Here is a 19338-nt window from a genome sequence, read left to right as displayed (position 1 = left end):
ATGATTGACCTCCAGAATGTCAGCAAATGGTATAAGGATTTTAAAGTCCTGACTGATTGCAGCACCCAGATTCGTCAGGGAGAAGTGGTGGTGGTATGTGGACCATCGGGTTCGGGAAAATCGACCTTGATTAAAACCGTAAATGGTCTGGAACCGTTTCAAAAAGGCCAGATTCTGGTCGATGGGATTTCGATTAGCGACCCGAAAACCAATCTGAACAAACTGCGTAGCCGTGTTGGCATGGTGTTCCAGCATTTCGAGCTGTTTCCGCATTTAAGCATTACCGAAAACCTGACCATTGCCCAGATCAAAGTACTAGGCCGCTCGGAAACTGAAGCCAAACAGAAAGGACTGGCCTATCTGGATCGGGTTGGTTTAAGTTCGCAGGCGAATAAGTTTCCGGCGCAACTCTCTGGTGGGCAGCAGCAGCGGGTTGCCATTGCCCGGGCCTTAAGTATGGACCCGATTGCCATGCTGTTTGATGAACCAACCTCGGCGCTAGACCCGGAAATGATTACCGAAGTACTGGACGTGATGGTCGAGCTGGCGCGTGAAGGCATGACCATGATGTGTGTGACCCATGAAATGGGCTTTGCCCGCCAGGTCGCCAACCGGGTGATTTTTATGGATCAGGGCAAGATTGTCGAAGACTGCACCAAAGATGAATTCTTTAATACCCAGCGCGGTGAACGTGCCCAGCAGTTCCTAGATAAAATCCTGCATTAATCCATACAACCAAACATCCCAAATTAAGAAGCAGATCAAACGATCTGCTTTTTTTTCGTATTCGATTACTCCAGCACCAGACGCGCATTGGTCGGCTGTACCGGCCGGTTATTCGGATGTTCCATCAGCTGTGAAAAAGCCTGAATCTGCTGTCTCGAGGCCTGCTGAATCTGTTTGAAGATAATCCAGCGCACGCCTTCGGTACACGGCGGCGTGGTTAAAGAGCCGTTAAAACGATAATAATCCCGTTGCTCCGGTAAAAATGCCGCGGCTACATCCTGATGGTTTAAAATAATGGCCTCACCGGGTTGCTGCGGTAATTCCTGCCACAGCTGTTTCAGCTTCGGATTTTCCTGACCTTCCTGAAACATAATTGCCAGCACCGCCAGTTCACCCGCAGGTGTGGCATGTACCAGATGCATCTCTATCGCAAAACTTTACCCCTGAATGGTGTTTTCACTTGGACTATGCAAATGGAACTGCTTGAGTTCAAAGATTTTCTGGTCCAGTTCTAAATGGCTACCCTGCTCAAAATTGACCTGAACCGTGCGCTGGTTATTCACAATGGTTTTGGCCTTGGCCGCATAGTTCAGTTTTAACGGCGGCAACTGTGCCGGTGTGGTCTGGGCAATATTAATGGGCGCCTGATTCATGCCCGCGCAGGCCTGATATTCCGGTTTTAACTGGCTCCATTTATCCGGCGCAGTCTGTGCCGCATAGCTCCAGTCAAAATGACTGCCCTCGGCAGCAAAAGCCATATTCATACTCAAAAGTGCAGTCGCTGCAAAAATACTCCGTTTCATTCTTCAACCTTGAAAACACATCATCAAAAGAGCCTTGATCATCCGTAACCTGCGCCGGCAGGACAAAACCAAATCTTCCAACTGTTTATTGCTTTTGTATCTGATTGGAGCGGTTTTTGAGCGTTATAATTCAGCCTGATGGCCTGATAATGACTTGTCCGGTGCATCGACTTATCAAGTTGTACTGATCAATCACGACGTTGCCGCCCAAACCCACCTTGGTTTCCAGTTCGATGGTGATGCTTTTTTATAAGTCCGGTACTAACAGTTTTCTGGCTGCTGGATCAGCGACTTATAAAACTGATGACGCTTTGCTGGAATCAACCGGCAACAACATGAGGTATTGAAGAAGTAGATCAGCGATTCTGCTGGCGCTGGCCGATTTTTTAGCTCAGCTTTAGCATGGAATTTTCGCGGTCTTACTAGGTATGTTAAGTTTTCTACCGGGATGGATTGGCCTCGAATTTTAGCTGCACCAGCATGAAGCATGATTGACGTTGTGATTTAGCCAACGCCACTTGTCATTGACGAGTTGATCACAGGATTCATCACTAAAAATGGAATATCTAAACCAAACCAGCTGATGAGTATCTTGCTTATTCAAAAGTCAGTCTTTCTGATCAGGAGCATCGATCTATGAATTGATTGAACAGGAATTCGACAGTCTGCACGTCAGCGCCTGCATCTGTCTTAAATATGTCATAAACAGCCACTACACTGCTTGTCATCGGGATCGCACACCACTCCCTGCCCATATTCAGGGTCAATTCCAAGAAAGTGCCCTCCTCACTGCATAACATCAGCACAGCCACTATTCATCCAGCAAACGGCTGTGGGTCAAGGTGGAAGGCCATTATTTTTTATAAACCAGTTACGACTCCAGCGATTCCCTCCAGGATCGCTTTTTTTCTTTTTTAAGGGTTTATTTGTGCTGAACCGCCTCATCTTTGGGCAGGCTTCTGGCCCAGACCAGAATCGGAAGCAGACACAGCAGCGCAATCCCGCTAATCATCATTAAATAGCGTGCATAACCAAGCTGATCGCCCAGTATGCCGCTGAGGCTATACAGCCCACCACTGACGGTAGCCATCAGCGCCACCTGAAAAGTAAAATCGGTACCGGCCAGCTGTTTGCGGCTATAGTGCATCACCAAAGTGAGCATCACCACCAGCAGCATCGCCGAAATACCATCTTCCAGCGCATTAATCAGATAAATCAGCCACAGCGCTACCGCCTGCTGCTGTTCATACTGATAGGCCAGCCAGCTATAGGCGGCTAAAGCCAGAACTTTCAACACTGAAAACAGCACTAAAGCCCGAGCACGTGACATCACCCTGAGCAATAAGCCTGCCACACCTGCACCCAGTAACGCGGCAAACGCCCCCAGCATGGTCACATAAATACCAATCTGGGAAAAGCTCAGGCCCAAATCGACCATTAACGGTTTGAGTAATGGGCCAGACAGACCATCGGCAATTTTAAAACTGAGCAGCACCCATAACCACAGTGCCAAGCTGCGGCTCTGGCGAAAATAACCCAGATACTGGCGCACGACCTGCCAGGAAAAAGGCGTGGTCTTCTGCGCTGTTTTGGCTGCATGTTGCGGTTCTCGATACAGTAAAATTGGCAAGGTATTTAAAAATACCAGCAGTGCCAGCATCAGAAACGTGGCCTGCCAGTGCAGCCAGTCCAAAGCCCAGAGCATGGCGCCCCCACCAACAATAAAGCCCAGCCGTGAACCAATCACCTGAAAGGTATTGCCCCAGTGCTGCTGCTGGCCAGTTAAAATATTCACCGCCAGTCCATCGGTGGCGATATCCTGCGTGGCCCCAACCAGATTCATCAGCAACAGCCCGACAAAAAAGCCAAACAAATACAGCGGTTCATTCAGGGCCTGAATCGGGATAAATGACAGCCCGATTAACACCACGACACTCAGCAACTGAGTCGGAATAATCCAAGAACGGTAATGGCCCTGAGCGCTGCGGCCAAAGCGATCCACCCACGGCGCCCAGAAAATTTTAATCGACCAGGGCAACATTAACAGGCCAAAACCGCCAATATGCGCCAGCGATACCCCTTGCGCCCGTAAGATCACCGGCAAGGCATGGGTCATAAAGCCCACCGGCAGACCTTGCGCCCAATACAGGGAAAACAGCAACAGATAAAGATTCGGCATAGCAGCGGACATTCCTTTTTATTTCAGGCCAAGCGGATGGCTCCAGGCAAAACTGCTCAAACAAAAGCGTATTTTTGCTCTGCTTCCCCATTGAATAAAGTCGCAATATTTTGTAAAACTTGGCTGAGTTTCAGTAGGATAATACATAAAAACAATGACCAAGCAATTTCCTGTTTTACCTGATCAGGTGCCTGGCCGCGGCAGCGCCCTGAGTCGAGGCTTTTTTAAATCGCTCTTTTTGGCCCAAGGCTGGCAGCTGAAAGGCGAATTTCCCAACCTTCCCAAAGCGGTGGCAATTATATCCCCGCATACCTCCAATATTGATGCCTGGCATGGCTTCGCTGCTTTGCTCGGACTGGGGCTAAAAGTCACTATTTTTGGCAAACATACCCTGTTTAATACACCGTTAAAACCGCTGCTGGAGTGGATTGGGGTGGTGCCGGTAATTCGCCATGCGCCGCAGGGCCATACCCAGCAGATTATTGAAATTATCCGGCAACGTGAACAGATCTGGGTCGGGATGGCGCCGGAAGGCACGCGCAAACAGGCCGAGCAGATTCGCAGCGGTTTTTATCATATTGCCTATGGCGCACAAATTCCGATTGTGATGTTCTCTTTTGATTATGCGCATAAGACCATTCATATTCTTGGTGTGTTTCATCCGACTGGGCATTATGAACAGGATTTAGACGCGATTTATCAGCATTATGAAGGCAAGTTTTCTGCCAAAAATCCGCACTGGCTGGCCAAGCCGTTACAAAAACGCTGGCCCAAAGACTAGCCAAAACCGTATTTTTTTGCTGAGATGTGCGCATATTTTGTTGAATTAATCTCCTATCGAATCATGAAATTACTGCAATTTTCGACCGCCGGCCTGTTATTGCTGGCACTTTCCGGCTGTGATCGGGCGGTACAAACCCCAGTGACTCCGACACCCATTCAGGCGCGTGAACCGGTGGTGGCCATTGCCTTAGGGGGTGGTGGTGCCAAAGGTTTTGCCCATATTGGCGTACTGAAAGTTTTAGAATCACACGGCATTAAACCGAAAATTGTAACCGGCACCAGTGCCGGCAGTTTTGTCGGCAGTCTGTATGCCAGCGGTAAATCACCGTATCAGTTACAGCAACTGGCCCTGAACTTTAAAGAATCCGATATTCGCGATTTAACCCTGAACCGTCAGGGCTTTGTACTGGGCCAGAAACTACAGGACTATGTCAATCAGCAGGTGGGTAACAAAGCCATCCAGCAGTTCCCGATTCGTTTTGCTGCGGTCGCCACCCGTCTGGACAATGGCCGTAAAGCCGACTTTATTAAAGGCAATGCCGGTCAGGCGGTACGTGCCTCCTGCAGTATTCCGAATGTGTTTGTGCCGGCGACTATTGGCGGCACCAAATATGTCGATGGCGGTCTGGTCAGCCCGATTCCGGTCAAAACCGCCAAAGATATGGGCGCCGATCTGGTCATTGCAGTGGATATTTCCGCGCGCCCAACCGGCAATACGCCTATGAATATGTGGGGCCTGCTCGATCAGACCATCAACATTATGGGCCAGCAGAGTATTCATGAAGAACTGCGCCAGGCCAATGTGGTGATTCAGCCTAAAGTTGGTCATATTGGCACACTGGATTTAAAAGCCAGCAACCAGACCATTTTAGAAGGTGAAAAAGCTGCCCAGCTGAAAATCCGCGCCATTGAAAAAGCCATCAGCGACTTTAAAAAATCTCCGGCCGCTTTGGCACCACCACCCAAAGCCAAATTTTAACATCGGGGATTTTTTCATATCCAAGTCGGTTCTCATCTGCTACATTGAACAGCATACAGATTGATCTATATCAATGATTCTTTTTACAATCATTCGCGACGAGTCGATGTATGGAATTTGTTCTTGAACCTTGGCACTGGTTTGTTTTAGGCATTTTGCTGATTCTTTCCGAGCTGCTGCTGCCGGCTTTTGCTGCGCTCTGGTTTGGCGTGGGCGCGCTGATGGTGGGCGTTTTATATCTGCTGTTCCCGATGATGGGCACCACCACGCAGCTGGTGATGTGGATCATTTTATCGGTGCTGTGTACCCTGCTCTGGTTTAAATTTATTAAACCACTGTCGATTGATAAAACCAAAGCCGGCCTGTCACGGGAAGCCACCATCGGCCAGATTGGTATGGTCATCCAGACCAATCTGGAGCATGACGAAGTGAAAGTCCGTTTTCCGATGCCGGTGCTCGGTTCTGATGAATGGAACTGCCGCACTCTAAGTCCGGTGCAGGTCGGTGATCGTGTGCGTGTGGTCGATATTCTTGGCAATGATCTGGTTGTGCAGTTGCATAGCCTGCAGAATGACAACGAAAAACAGTGAGTAATATAAAATGAATGCTGGCTCCATTATTGTTTTAGCCCTGCTGGCCTTTGTGGCCATCACCATTTTTAAAGGGGTGCGTATTGTTCCACAAGGCTATAAATGGATTGTGCAACGTTTGGGTAAATACCACACCACCCTAAGTCCGGGTCTGAACTTCGTAATTCCCTATGTCGATGAAGTGGCCTATAAAGTCACCACCAAAGACATTGTACTGGACATTCCATCTCAGGAAGTCATCAGCCGCGATAACGCCGTTCTGCTCATGAACGCGGTGGCCTACATTAACCTGACCACGCCAGAAAAAGCGGTGTACGGGATTGAAAACTATTCTTGGGCCATTCAGAACCTGGTACAAACCTCGTTGCGTTCTATTGTCGGTGAAATGGATCTGGATGATGCGCTGTCCTCACGTGACCATATTAAGGCACGTTTAAAAGCCTCGATTTCAGATGATATTGCGGACTGGGGTATTACCCTTAAAACCGTTGAAATTCAAGATATTAAACCATCCAACACAATGCAGTCAGCAATGGAAGAACAGGCGGCAGCAGAACGTCAGCGTCGTGCCACCGTAACCAAAGCCGATGGTGAAAAACAGGCAGCCATTCTGGAAGCCGAAGGCCGTCTTGAAGCTTCACGCCGTGATGCCGAAGCACAAGTGGTGCTGGCCGAAGCTTCGCAACGTGCTATTGAAATGGTCACGACAGCAGTCGGCGATAAAGAAATTCCGGTGGCCTATCTGCTTGGTGAACAATATGTGAAAGCCATGCAGGATATGTCGAAGTCGCCAAATGCCAAGACGGTGGTATTACCGGCCGATATTCTGAATACCATTCGTGGGGTCATGGGCCGACAAAACTAAGCACCTTTTTAGCCAAAAATAGACAGCCTGGATGCTGTCTATTTTTATTGCCTGAAAGAAAAATCAGTATTTCATGCAAAATTATGGTTAAATTTCGCCTTCATTTTTTGAATCTTTCAGGACTTGTGAGTATCCATCAAGAATTTGCATGGAACGCATTGAGGCCATAAGTCCTTTACTGTCCAACATACTATATGGATACCGTATGAGCTCCCTAAATCCGACCTTAATCACCTTTCTGTTTTATATTGTCGCCATGATCGCGATTGGTCTGATGGCCTATCGCGCAACCACCAACTTTTCAGACTATATTCTGGGTGGCCGCCGTTTAGGCAGCTTTGTCACGGCCCTGTCTGCTGGCGCATCGGATATGAGTGGCTGGTTATTGATGGGTTTACCGGGGGCAATTTATCTGTCCGGTTTATCTGAGGTGTGGATTGCCATTGGTCTGATTATTGGTGCCTGGCTAAACTGGTTACTGGTTGCGGGCCGCTTACGGGTACATACCGAAGTACAGCACAATGCCCTGACCTTACCGGATTATTTCTCCAATCGCTTTAATGACCAGAAAAAAGTGCTGCGTATTGTATCGGCCTTTGTGATTCTGATTTTCTTTGCGATTTACTGTGCCTCTGGCATGGTGGCCGGTGCGCGCTTGTTCGAAAGTATGTTTGAAATGTCGTATAGCACGGCCTTATGGATCAGTGCCATTGCCACCATCAGCTATGTTTTTATTGGCGGCTTCTTGGCGGTGTCCTGGACAGACACCATTCAGGCTGGCCTGATGATCTTTGCCTTAATCCTGACGCCTATTGTCACCCTGCTGACCTTTTCTGATTTATCTCAAGTGACGCTGGCACTGGAAGCTGCGCGTCCGCAAGCCATGAATCTGGTCGGTGATTTAAGTATTGTTGCGATTATCTCGTTACTGGCCTGGGGCCTTGGTTATTTCGGTCAGCCCCACATTCTGGTGCGCTTCATGGCGGCAGATTCGGTGAAGTCAATTCCAAATGCACGCCGTATTGGCATGACCTGGATGATCCTGTGTTTAGGTGGTGCGGTGGCGGCCGGTTTCTTTGGTATTGCCTACTTCCAGCAACATCCGGAACTGGCCGGGGTGGTGAATGCCAACCCTGAAACCGTGTTTATGGAGCTGACCAAAATCCTGTTTAACCCGTGGGTGGCTGGTATTGTACTGGCGGCAATTCTGGCTGCGGTGATGAGTACCCTAAGCTGTCAGCTGCTGGTCTGTTCAAGTACCCTAACTGAAGACTTTTATAAATCGTTCCTGCGAAAATCTGCCTCACAAAAAGAGCTGGTCTGGGTTGGCCGTTTAATGGTATTACTGATTGCCCTGCTGGCAATATGGATGGCCGGTAATCCTGAGTCGAAAGTGCTGGGCCTGGTGGCTTATGCATGGGCTGGTTTTGGTGCCGCCTTTGGTCCACTGATTATTTTGTCTTTATTCTGGAAACGCATGACTTTAAATGGCGCACTCGCCGGCATGATCGTGGGTGCGTTGATGGTGATTCTCTGGAAAAATGTCTGGGGCGATACCGGTATCTATGAAATTATTCCGGGCTTTGTCTGCTCATTCATTGCCATTATTGTGGTGAGCTTGCTGGGCAAAGCGCCAAGTAGCAGCATTACTGAGCGTTTTGATGAAGCAAACCGCTTGTACAAACAACAGACTCAATAATTGCTCCATGCAAAAAACAAAATAGCCAGTGACATCACTGGCTATTTTTTAGCAACTTAATTGATCAATTCAAAGACTGGACAGTAAGAGAGTACGCGGACCATTTTGGATGGTGACAATGGCTGATAACCTCTGCCCCAACCATCCCACCAAAGAACAGCAAACGCCCCTTGCTGCTGTTCTTTAGCTGAATCTTTGAAGCAGCGTTTAAGATTCCAGCCCTTCTTTATTGCCCTGCTTTTTACGCGACTTACTAAAGCGCTGCGCCGGCCAGGACATAATAAAACGTGCACCGCCCAAAGTGGTGCTCTGATCCACCTCAATCTTGCCGCCAAACCAGTAGGCAATCCGGCTGACAATCGACAGGCCCAGACCATACCCCCCAGAGGCACGGGTACGGCTATCATCTAAACGGGCAAAGGCTTCAAATACGCGGCTCCGGTCTTCTTCTGGAATGCCCGGCCCATCATCTTCCACACAGACATAAGCCACGCCTTGTGCAGTCACGCCACCACTGACCAGTACCTTGTGGTCACAATAACGCACCGCATTCCCGACCAAGTTCTGCACCACGCGGTGTAAATAACGGCGCTCGGCATCAACTTCCAGACTGGTCGACATGGTTTGCAGCTGAATGTCCTTACCGGTTTTCAGTGCGTCGGTTTCATTGACCACCTGATCCAGCACATCAAACAGCACCACTTTTTCAATTTCCAAGGATGGCATGCCCTGCTCCAGTTTGGCATAGGTCATGATCTCGTCAATCAGGGTATTCAGTGCTTCAATGTCTTTATCAATCATGTCCAGCTGCTGAATCCGGTATTCGTAATCATCTTCTTCGGCCAGCATTTCCATCCCAAAACGAATCCGCGCCACCGGGGTACGCAGTTCATGCGATACCGCGCGCATCAGCTCGCGCTGGGCTTCAATCAGACGCTGGATATGATCGGACATGCTGTTATAGCTGGAGGCCAGACTGGCCATTTCATCTGAACCGTCAATGGGTAAACGCAGGTTTAAATCGCCGGTTTTCATGCGGTTCAGGGCGAAATTTACTTCACGGATTTTGCGCTGCATCGGCAGAATCAGGCCATAAATGCCCAGACTCAGAATAAACAGACTTAGCAAGGTAATCCCGGCCGCCAGCTGGAATGGCATCCAGTTAAACAGCGGTACCGGACCAAGTACCAGCACCTCGGACGGTGAGTTCGGCATTGGCGAAATAATGGAGATGGTGGTGCCACGTACGCTGGCATTATCCCGATACAGGATAATGCTGTGGTCCAGCCTTAAACGGCCAATTTGCTCGGAGTCGAGTGGTAAATCGGCAATGTTCTGAATGTCGATAGGATAAGAAAACTGATCCTGGATACGGGCCAGATACTCTTTTTCCTGTCCCGGGAAATAGACCAGATAATCCAGAATAAAGATCGGCAATGCCTTCATTTGCCGTTCGGTAATTTCATCGGCCTTGATATACAGATAATGTTCCGGGTCATTTTTCAGGCCCATAATAATATAGGCTGTGGTCGTTTCTGCATCGTAACGTACCGCAGCCTTGCGCTCTTTAATCCGTTTCAGTTCGGCCCGTGACAGCTCGACCTTATCGGCAGCAATATAATAGATTGGCAGTTCCAGCAAATCCGAGGCATCTGAAATCCAGTCCTGCTTTTGCTGCTCATTGGGTTGTCGCGCCACCCCTTCACTAATGATATAAGCCATACCATCGGTCAGGGATTCACGATATTCTTGCGCGCGCTGATAGTTAATGATCTGAACCAGCAGATAGCCAAACACGGCCACCAATGCCACCAGAATCACCAATCCTGCATAAATCCGCAAGAATATGCTGTGTTTGAACACGAAAAACCGTCCTATATCAGATACGCGCGACGATTATATACCATTCGTTTCTTTGACAAATAAGTATCCTTTGCTGCGTACAGTTTTAATACGCTTTGGATTTTCCGGGTCATCGCCAATTTTTGGACGGATGCGCGAAATACGTACGTCAATTGAACGGTCCTGACCGTCATATTCAATCCCGCGCAGGCGCTCGAAAATATCTTCACGCGACAGGATACGGCCAGCATTCGAAGCCAGTAACCAGAGCAGGTCATATTCTGCGCTGGTGAAATCGACCAGTTCACCATTCAAGGTTACTGAGCGGCCACCATTGTCGATGACCAGGTCATCAAATTCGATACGCTGTGCCACTTCATCTTCAGGGGCTTTGTCAGTACGGCGCAGCAAGGCACGAATACGCGCCAGCAGAACACGTGGCTGAACCGGCTTGGCGACATAGTCATCTGCACCCATTTCCAGACCCAGAACCTGGTCCATATCTTCGGTACGTGCAGTGAGCATCAGAATCGGTTGATGATAATGTGGACGAACCTCGCGGCAAATGGTCAAACCGTCTGCACCCGGCAGCATTACATCCAGCACCACTAAATCTGGCTGCTCCGCGATAATACGGCGGATGGCACGGTTCCCATCTGGCTCAACACCCACTTCCAGTCCGTTACGGATCAGGTATTCCTGGGTTAAACGTGCCAGACGCTCATCATCTTCAACAATTAAAATTTTTGGTAACTTTTCTTCTTGGCTCATGAACTGCCCCTTTATTTGATTAAACGTATTCTATCCTTTTAAAATCCGGGAGATACGTCGAAATATATTCTGCAATATACACACGTTTACATTGTAAACAAGATGCTATTCACTAAACTGATACATCAAAGTAGCTTTTTGTTATATTTTTATTAATTATTGAATTCCTTATACTTTTCTCTTTTTTAACTGAATTCCATGAATTCAACAACATAAATCTTTTTTAAAATGTACAATTTTTTTGCAGCTTTTGGCCATTGATCAGAATGTGACTGACTGTTCAAAGAGATTTTTAGTTATCCACAAGTTTATCTATAAGCAGATTATGCCGGCTTTGTTATGCTATGCCCGTGTCCGATAAGGCTTATAGCCGAATGGACAAATCGGGGATTTTTTTTGCAAAAGATTTTATCCAAAAAACGCCAAAAATTTTAAAGAAAAGTCAATATTGATCTACCCTAAAATTTCCCGTATCTTGTGTTCAATTCAATTTTAAACCACTAAGTCTTGTGTTTATTCCTCAAACACTGTGGCCTATTTTTTGCCCGGTTCAATGGTCTATAAACATAACAATAGATGACAATGGAGCTATGCTGACATGAGCGTAATCACATCCACACCCGGTCAACTTCAGGTGATTAAACGCACCGGTGAAGTGGCCCCTTTCGATGCAGAAAAAATCTCTGTAGCGATTGGTAAAGCTTTCCTGGCGGTTGAAGGTCAGCAAAGCGCCGATTCCAGCCGTATTCATGACCGTATCGAACAACTGACTGAAATGGTTCTGAACACGTTTAAGCGTCGTTTACCATCAGGCGGCACCATTCACATTGAAGAAATTCAGGACCAGGTTGAGCTTGCGCTTATGCGTACAGGCGAACAGAAAGTTGCTCGTGCTTATGTCATCTATCGCGAACAACGTTCTGAAGCACGTAAGCAGATGGGTGCCAACCATCACCCGACCTTACAGATCACTGACAGCCAGGGCCAGTTAAAGCCACTGGATTTAAGTGCATTGACAGCAACCGTCACCACTGCAGCTGAAGGTCTTGAAGGCATTGATGTTCAGGCCATTGTCGATGAAACCGTGAAAAACCTGTACAACGGCGTAAAAGAGTCAGACATCTCAACCACCATGATGATGGCGACGCGTACCCGTATTGAACAGGAACCAAACTATACTTATGTTACTGCACGCCTGCTGTGTAATGACTTAGTGGCAACAGGCCTGGAGTTCCTGGGTCTACCAGTAGAAACCCCTGAAGGTGAAGCTCTGGAAACCTTCCTGAAAAAAGGTATCGAGCTGGAGCTGCTGTCAGAAGACCTACTGAACTTCGATCTGGCAAAACTGGCCGCTGCCATTCAGCCAGAACGTTCTAACCAGTTTACGTATCTTGGTTTACAGACGTTATTCGACCGTTACTTCATCCATAAAGATGGTATCCGTTTCGAATTGCCGCAATTGTTCTTCATGCGCGTTTCTATGGGTCTGGCGCTGAACGAAGACAACAAAGAAGAACGTGCAATTGAGTTCTATAACTTGTTGTCGAGCTTCGACTACATGGCTTCTACGCCTACCCTGTTTAACTCAGGTACGCTACGTCCGCAGTTATCTAGCTGTTACCTCACCACCATTGGTGATGACCTGTACGATATTTATGGCGCAATGCGTGATAACGCAATGCTGTCTAAATGGGCAGGCGGTTTAGGTAATGACTGGACTCCAGTTCGTGCCCTGAACTCTTACATCAAAGGGACCAACGGTAAATCACAAGGTGTGGTACCGTTCCTGAAAGTCGCGAACGATACTGCGGTTGCGGTGAACCAGGGTGGTAAGCGTAAAGGTGCGGTCTGTGCCTATCTTGAAACCTGGCACTTAGACATTGAAGAATTCCTGGAACTGCGTAAGAACACCGGTGATGACCGTCGTCGTACCCATGACATGAACACAGCGAACTGGGTCCCTGACTTATTCATGCAACGTGTGTTTGAAGATGCAGAATGGACCCTGTTCACGCCATCTGAAACACCAGACCTGCATGATCTGACTGGACAGGCCTTCACTGAGCGCTATACGCATTACGAAGCGGTAGCGAAAGAGCAGAACCTGCTGCATAAGAAAGTACGTGCCAAAGACTTATGGCGCAAAATGCTGTCGATGCTGTTCGAAACCGGCCACCCGTGGATTACATTCAAAGACGTATGTAACCTGCGTTCACCACAACAACATGTGGGCGTGGTGCACTCATCTAACCTGTGTACAGAAATTACCCTGAACACCAGCAAAGATGAAATCGCGGTCTGTAACCTGGGTTCAATTAACCTGGTACAGCACGTTCAAGGTGGCAAGCTGGATCATGAAAAACTGGCACGTACCATCAAAACTGCGGTACGTATGCTCGACAACGTGATTGACATCAACTACTACGCGGTACCACAGGCGAAAAACTCGAACCTGCGTCACCGTCCGGTAGGTATGGGGATCATGGGCTTCCAGGATGCACTGTACGAAATGGGTATTGCCTACGGTTCTGATGCAGCAGTTGATTTTGCTGATGAATCAATGGAAGTGATTTCTTACTACGCAATTCAAACTTCAAGTGATCTGGCGGTTGAACGTGGCACCTATGAAACCTTCAAAGGTTCATTATGGGATCAGGGTATTTTACCAATCGACTCTTTAGAGCTGGTAGCGAAAACCCGTCCTGAGCGCATGTTTGAAGTTGATCGTACCCAACGTCTGGACTGGGACACTTTACGTGCCAAAGTTCAAAAAGACGGTATGCGTAACTCGAACGTGATGGCCATTGCACCAACAGCAACTATTTCTAACATCTGTGGCGTGTCTCAATCGATTGAGCCAACCTTCCAGAACCTGTATGTGAAATCAAATCTGTCTGGTGAGTTCACTGTAATCAACCCTTACCTGGTACGTGCCTTGAAAGAACGCGGCCTATGGGATGCGGTAATGGTCAACGACCTGAAACACTTCGAAGGTTCGGTACAAAAGATTTCGCGTATTCCTGAAGAGCTGAAAGCGATCTTCGCGACTGCGTTTGAAGTTGAGCCACGCTGGATTGTGGATGCTGCGTCACGTCGTCAAAAATGGATTGATCAGGCACAATCACTGAACCTTTACATCTCTGGTGCAAATGGTAAGAAACTGGACATCACTTATAAGATGGCTTGGTTACGTGGTCTGAAAACGACGTATTATCTACGTGCTTTAGGTGCAACATCGGCTGAGAAATCAACCATTAACACGGGCGCACTGAATGCAGTAAAACCAACCACAGTTGCGGCGCCGGTTGCAGCAGTGGCACAGGAAACTGCACCTGCAGCAGCTCCAGCAGCGGAAGAAGGTTTTGAACAGGCGGCACCAGTGCCAATGGCATGTTCAATTGACAACCCAGATTGTGAGGCTTGTCAGTAAGCTTCGCTTGATAAAAGTCCCCCTAAATCCCCCTTTTCCAAAGGGGGACTTCCCAAAATCAGATTCGATATGCGGGAAGCCCGTTCTTTATTAAAGGAGGGGTTTGGGGCGGATTCCAAAGTATTTGAAAATAACACAGGAAAAGATCATGCCTCCTATGACTCATAACTATATGTTAGGACTCGCGGTTCTGGTCTTTTCCTTTATTTTCTTTTACACGCCGATGGTCTATGCCTTTTTGGCCATTCGCAAACAGAAGCGAAAGCAAAATAAGTCTTGAGGATCGTGTTCTACGTACATTTTTAGAACAAGCATCGGCAAAACTTAATTTTGCTTTCACAAATTAAGCGTATAGTAAGACATCTCCCCTTCGTCGTGAGATGTCCAATAAAAGATATAAAGCAACGAAGAGAGAATTGATATGTCTATCCTAAGTTGGGACGATTTCGAAGATGATTCGCAAAAACCGGCTGCTCCTGAACACCAGCCTACGCCCGTCGAACCGCAAAAAGCGGCTAATCCGCAAGTGGTACCTGCTGCAGAGCAACCACAGACGCATGTGGCAGCTGCACAACCCGCTGCAACCCCTCGAAGCGGATCAGCAAATTCAACCGATTCGCTGGCAAGAGCATCTGCTTCCCTAGAACAGCTTGACGTGGCGCCTGGCCTGGAAGAGCTGGAAATGGGTGCAGGACGCGTACAGGTTGATGACAAACGTATGATCAACTGCCGCGCTGACTTAAACCAGCTGGTGCCGTTCAAATACGAATGGGCTTGGCAAAAATATCTGGATGGTTGTGCCAACCACTGGATGCCACAAGAAATCAACATGAACCACGACATCGCGTTGTGGAAGTCTGAAAATGGCTTGACTGAAGATGAACGTACCATCGTGATGCGCTCACTGGGCTTCTTCTCAACTGCTGACTCACTGGTGGCCAATAACCTGGTTCTGGCGATCTACCGTCACATCACTAACCCGGAATGCCGTCAGTACATCTTGCGTCAATCGTTTGAAGAAGCGATTCACACGCATGCTTATCAGTACTGTATCGAATCTTTAGGCATGGATGAAGGCGAAGTCTTCAACATGTACCGTGAAGTACCATCAGTCGCACGTAAAGCAGCTTGGGGCCTGAAATACACCCAATCTTTAAGCGACCCGACTTTCAAAACCGGTACCCCTGAAAACGACCAGATTTTGCTGCGTAACCTGATTGCATTCTACTGCGTACTTGAAGGCATCTTCTTCTACTGCGGTTTCACGCAAATCCTGTCAATGGGCCGTCGTAACAAGATGAATGGTGTGGCGGAACAGTTCCAGTACATCCTGCGTGATGAATCAATGCACTTGAACTTCGGTATCGACATGATCAACCAGATCAAGATCGAGAACCCGCACCTGTGGACCGCCGAGTTCCAGCAAGAAGTGATTCAAATGATTCTTGAAGGCACCATGCTTGAGATTGAATATGCGCGTGACACCATGCCACGTGGCGTATTGGGCATGAACGCCGGCATGATGGAAGAATATCTGAAGTTCATCTGTAACCGCCGTTTAAGCCAGTTGGGCTTACCTGAGCAGTTTAGCGGTGTGACCAACCCGTTTGCCTGGATGTCTGAGATGATGGATCTGCGTAAAGAGAAGAATTTCTTCGAGACGCGTGTGACGGATTATCAGACGGGCGGCGCGTTGAGCTGGTAAAAGTTTATGATTAAACCCTCCGAAGAGGGTTTAATTTTTTCAGCACTATAAATAAGCTGAATTCATCTGCGAATAAAAAAATATAAATTCGCACCCTCTTGAATACAAAAAAGACGCGATACGCGTCTTTTTATAAAAATGCTGGATCTTTAAGCCGGAATACGTAACACCTGTCCAGGGAAAATATCATCCGCATCTTTTAACAAAGGACGGTTGGCTTCAAAGATTTTATTGTACTGATTGGCATCACCATAAAACTCTTTTGAGATTTTAGACAGGGTATCGCCTGATTTAACTGTATAGAATTTACTTTCTGGTTCTGGCGTTGCCACAGTCATCTGATCATCCACTTGCGCGACATGATCAATATTTCCCACCGCTAGTACAATTTTCTCACGATCGGCCTGGCTTTGTACCTGCCCTTTAATCGTGGCTAAATCGGTCTTGCCATTGTAGTTCACAGAAAGGCCCGTAATTGGTAAGCCTAAAGATTTAATATGTCCCAATAATTTATTGGCCATTTCCTGTGCAGACGGTTCTGCTGGCGCCGCCGGTGCTGCCGGTTGTTGCTCTGCCGGGGCAGTGTTTTTCTTACCAATACCTTTTACAAAATCAAAAAGTCCCATTGTTATTCTCCAGCTTTTATTTGATGCAATTGATTTTTATCAATCATTTGGAATTGCGTGCTTTCTTTTTATAACGAAAAAATACACAGGAGAGCGTTGCGCTTGGTTAGATAAAAGTAAGCTTATGTAATTTCGGCCGGCCATAAAAAAACCACCCAAAAGGGTGGCTTTTCTTAGCATCTGCTAAAAATCTTTAATTAACCAAGTTTTTTAGTCACATAGTCAATTGCAGATTGAACAGTTGTAATTTCGTTTGAATCTTCATCAGGAATTGTGATGTCGAAATCATTTTCGAAAGACATTACAAGTTCAACCAGGTCCAGAGAGTCTGCACCTAAGTCATCCATGAAAGATGCTTCGTTTTTAATCTCTTCAGCTTTAAGACCAAGTTGTTCAGCAACCGCTTGTTTAACGCGTTGTTCGATATCGCTCACAGGAATTCTCCTCATTGCTTGTGGCGTTTTTAATGCCGTTAGTTTAATTGAATCTATAAGTTTTTGAAAGTTTATACATGAGCTTAATTCATGTATAAACCACCATTTACATGTAACACTGTACCAGTGATGTAACTTGCTTTGTCAGAAGCCAAGAAACTCACTGCATTGGCGATATCTTGTGGATCACCTAAACGGTTTAATGCCACTTGCTCACTCATTTTTTTGCGAATTTCTTCACTTAACTGTTCGGTCATTTCTGTTGCAATAAAACCGGGTGCAACAGAGTTAACCGTAATTTGACGGCTGCCCATTTCCTTGGCCAGGCTGCGGCTAAATGCCTCAATCCCTGCTTTGGCCGCAGAGTAGTTGGCCTGTCCCGGATTGGCAAAGTGTGCCACCACTGAACTAATATTAATAATGCGACCGAAACGCGCTTTGGTCATGCCTTTCAGTACACGTTTAGACAAACGGTAAACGGCTTTCAGATGAATGTTGAGGATATCATCCCAGTCATCTTCAGACATACGCAGTAACAAATTATCTTTGGTAATACCAGCGTTGTTCACCAAGACCAATACCGGACCATAGTTTTGTTCGATGTCCGAAATGAGCGCATCAATTGCCTCGCCATTACGAACATCCAGGACTTTACCCGCACCCTGTTCACCAAAGCCTGTGCTTAGTTTTTCTGCACCTGCTTCAGAAGTTGCTGTCCCAACCACAAAATAACCGTCTTGAATAAGCTGCTGAGCGATGGCTGCACCAATCCCTCGGCTTGCACCTGTCACCAATGCGACTTTGCGTTCTTGTGTCATGCAATTTTCCCTTCAGCCACTAAAATGGCATTTAAGGCATCCTCCAGACGACTGTTACTGTCAATCGGGAATGCTTTTTCTATGTGAGGTAAGCGTTTTGCAAGGTTCGCCAATACATTCCCTGGACCACATTCAACAATGTACTGAATGCCCTGGTCTTGCAGGTACTGCATAGTGTTTGTCCATTGCACAGACTGATACAATTGAGCAGTCAAAGCCTGACGCAATTGAGCAACATCAGTTGCTACAGCTGCGCCCACATTTTGTATTACAGGAATGCTTGGTAGCTCAATGGCAGTTTGTTCCAAAGCTTGTGCGAACTGTTCTGCAGCCGGTTTCATCAGTGAACAGTGCGATGGCACTGACACCGGAAGCGCAATAGCTTTGGCTGAATTTTCTTTGGCGAGTGCGATGACTGCATCTACCGCTGCTTTATCACCAGCAACTACCACCTGACCTTGGGCATTGTAGTTGGCTGCTTCAACAGAACCGGTGCCTTGTGCGGTAGCTTGCGCACACAGTTCAATCACTTTGGCATCTTCCAGACCCAAAATGGCCGCCATAGCGCCCTGGCCTTGTGGCACAGCTGACTGCATGAGTTTGCCACGCAAATTCACCAGCTTCACGGCATCACCCAGTGATAACGCACCAGCCGCCACCAGCGCGCTGTATTCGCCCAGAGAGTGGCCTGCCAGATATTTGGGTGCTACACCACCCAGCTCCAGCCAGACACGCCATAATGCAATACTGGCGGTTAATAAAACCGGCTGGGTAAATTCTGTTTGATCTAAACCCTCACCACTTTGCGCAATGTGCCATAAATCAAAACCGATTGCGGCCGATGCTTCCGCAAAAGTTTCACGCACACCAGCAAACTGTTCTGCAAGTTCTGCCAGCATGCCGACTTTTTGTGAACCTTGTCCAGGAAACACAAATGCAGTTTTTGTCGCTTGCTCGAATCGTGTAGCAGACATATAAAAATCCTTTCGTGTAGAGCTGTTTTAAACAGGGTACGCCCCTTCAACAGTTCTTTTTTATGTAAGCTGATCGTTGGTGCGAAAATTTAACACTATTTTTCGGGTGAAGTA

16 protein-coding genes and 1 pseudogene are annotated in these 19338 nt (G+C 47.5%); 9 read left to right on the top strand and 8 right to left on the bottom strand.

The genetic code is table 11. The features are described 5' to 3' along the window. On the top strand, positions 1–726 hold the full coding sequence (locus GA693_RS01550; RefSeq protein ID WP_171293328.1) for an amino acid ABC transporter ATP-binding protein: 726 nt from the start codon (positions 1–3) through the stop codon (positions 724–726). Between the two features lie 65 nt (positions 727–791). Here GA693_RS01550 and GA693_RS01545 read toward each other — a convergent pair. Further along, positions 792–1529, bottom strand: a pseudogene (locus tag GA693_RS01545) (carbonic anhydrase). Positions 1530–2451: 922 nt separating this feature from the next. Next, the gene (locus GA693_RS01540) at positions 2452–3708 is read right to left on the bottom strand and encodes an MFS transporter (RefSeq protein ID WP_104484518.1); all 1257 of its coding nucleotides are present in this window, start codon (positions 3706–3708) and stop codon (positions 2452–2454) included. 154 nt (positions 3709–3862) lie between these two features. Here GA693_RS01540 and GA693_RS01535 point away from each other — a divergent pair, with 154 nt between their 5' ends. From GA693_RS01535 to putP, 5 genes are all read left to right on the top strand, one after another. After that, a complete protein-coding gene (locus GA693_RS01535) occupies positions 3863–4489 on the top strand; it encodes a 1-acyl-sn-glycerol-3-phosphate acyltransferase (RefSeq protein ID WP_005176034.1) in 627 nt (208 codons plus the stop codon). Between the two features lie 63 nt (positions 4490–4552). Next, a complete protein-coding gene (locus GA693_RS01530; RefSeq protein ID WP_005176032.1) occupies positions 4553–5470 on the top strand; it encodes a patatin-like phospholipase family protein in 918 nt (305 codons plus the stop codon). Positions 5471–5580: 110 nt separating this feature from the next. Next, on the top strand, positions 5581–6060 hold the full coding sequence (locus GA693_RS01525; RefSeq protein WP_005176030.1) for an NfeD family protein: 480 nt from the start codon (positions 5581–5583) through the stop codon (positions 6058–6060). Positions 6061–6070: 10 nt separating this feature from the next. Continuing rightward, positions 6071–6925 (top strand): SPFH domain-containing protein, encoded by an 855-nt coding sequence (locus GA693_RS01520; RefSeq protein ID WP_005176027.1) that lies wholly within the window; start codon positions 6071–6073, stop codon positions 6923–6925. A gap of 205 nt (positions 6926–7130) precedes the next feature. After that, positions 7131–8624, top strand: coding sequence for a sodium/proline symporter PutP (gene putP, locus GA693_RS01515; RefSeq protein WP_160241551.1), 1494 nt, complete (start codon positions 7131–7133; stop codon positions 8622–8624). Positions 8625–8831: 207 nt separating this feature from the next. Here putP and bfmS read toward each other — a convergent pair whose 3' ends face one another. Then, positions 8832–10487 carry a sensor histidine kinase BfmS gene (gene bfmS / locus GA693_RS01510; protein ID WP_045795835.1) on the bottom strand — a complete coding sequence of 552 codons (1656 nt, stop codon included), beginning with the start codon at positions 10485–10487 and terminating at the stop codon, positions 8832–8834. A 33-nt stretch (positions 10488–10520) separates the two neighbouring features. Next, positions 10521–11237, bottom strand: coding sequence for a response regulator transcription factor BfmR (gene bfmR / locus GA693_RS01505; RefSeq protein WP_005176018.1), 717 nt, complete (start codon positions 11235–11237; stop codon positions 10521–10523). Between the two features lie 598 nt (positions 11238–11835). On the opposite strand from bfmR, the gene GA693_RS01500 reads away from it, so the two are divergent. The 3 genes from GA693_RS01500 (at position 11836) to GA693_RS01490 (ending at position 16372) form a co-directional block, all read left to right on the top strand. After that, on the top strand, positions 11836–14667 hold the full coding sequence (locus GA693_RS01500) for a ribonucleoside-diphosphate reductase subunit alpha (protein WP_075167565.1): 2832 nt from the start codon (positions 11836–11838) through the stop codon (positions 14665–14667). A 148-nt stretch (positions 14668–14815) separates the two neighbouring features. Next, entirely contained in the window at positions 14816–14947 is a 132-nt protein-coding gene (locus tag GA693_RS14860; RefSeq protein ID WP_075167566.1) for a preprotein translocase subunit YajC, read from the top strand. 141 nt (positions 14948–15088) lie between these two features. After that, positions 15089–16372 (top strand): ribonucleotide-diphosphate reductase subunit beta, encoded by a 1284-nt coding sequence (locus GA693_RS01490; RefSeq protein ID WP_005175999.1) that lies wholly within the window; start codon positions 15089–15091, stop codon positions 16370–16372. A 149-nt stretch (positions 16373–16521) separates the two neighbouring features. On the opposite strand, the gene lysM is transcribed toward GA693_RS01490, so the two are convergent. From lysM to fabD, 4 genes are all read right to left on the bottom strand, one after another. Further along, positions 16522–16998 carry a peptidoglycan-binding protein LysM gene (gene lysM / locus GA693_RS01485; protein ID WP_005175989.1) on the bottom strand — a complete coding sequence of 159 codons (477 nt, stop codon included), beginning with the start codon at positions 16996–16998 and terminating at the stop codon, positions 16522–16524. 197 nt (positions 16999–17195) lie between these two features. Further along, positions 17196–17432 (bottom strand): acyl carrier protein, encoded by a 237-nt coding sequence (gene acpP / locus GA693_RS01480; RefSeq protein WP_001279871.1) that lies wholly within the window; start codon positions 17430–17432, stop codon positions 17196–17198. An 83-nt stretch (positions 17433–17515) separates the two neighbouring features. Further along, the gene (gene fabG, locus GA693_RS01475; RefSeq protein WP_045796367.1) at positions 17516–18250 is read right to left on the bottom strand and encodes a 3-oxoacyl-ACP reductase FabG; all 735 of its coding nucleotides are present in this window, start codon (positions 18248–18250) and stop codon (positions 17516–17518) included. After that, the gene (gene fabD / locus GA693_RS01470; RefSeq protein ID WP_075167567.1) at positions 18247–19224 is read right to left on the bottom strand and encodes an ACP S-malonyltransferase; all 978 of its coding nucleotides are present in this window, start codon (positions 19222–19224) and stop codon (positions 18247–18249) included. The genes fabG and fabD overlap by 4 nt, the downstream gene beginning before the upstream one ends. Positions 19225–19338 lie beyond the last annotated feature (114 nt).

Source organism: Acinetobacter indicus, assembly GCF_009914475.1.
Lineage (GTDB): Bacteria > Pseudomonadota > Gammaproteobacteria > Pseudomonadales > Moraxellaceae > Acinetobacter > Acinetobacter indicus.
The sequence above is the reverse complement of the archived record's forward strand: the minus strand, read 5'-3'. Positions and strand labels throughout refer to the sequence as shown.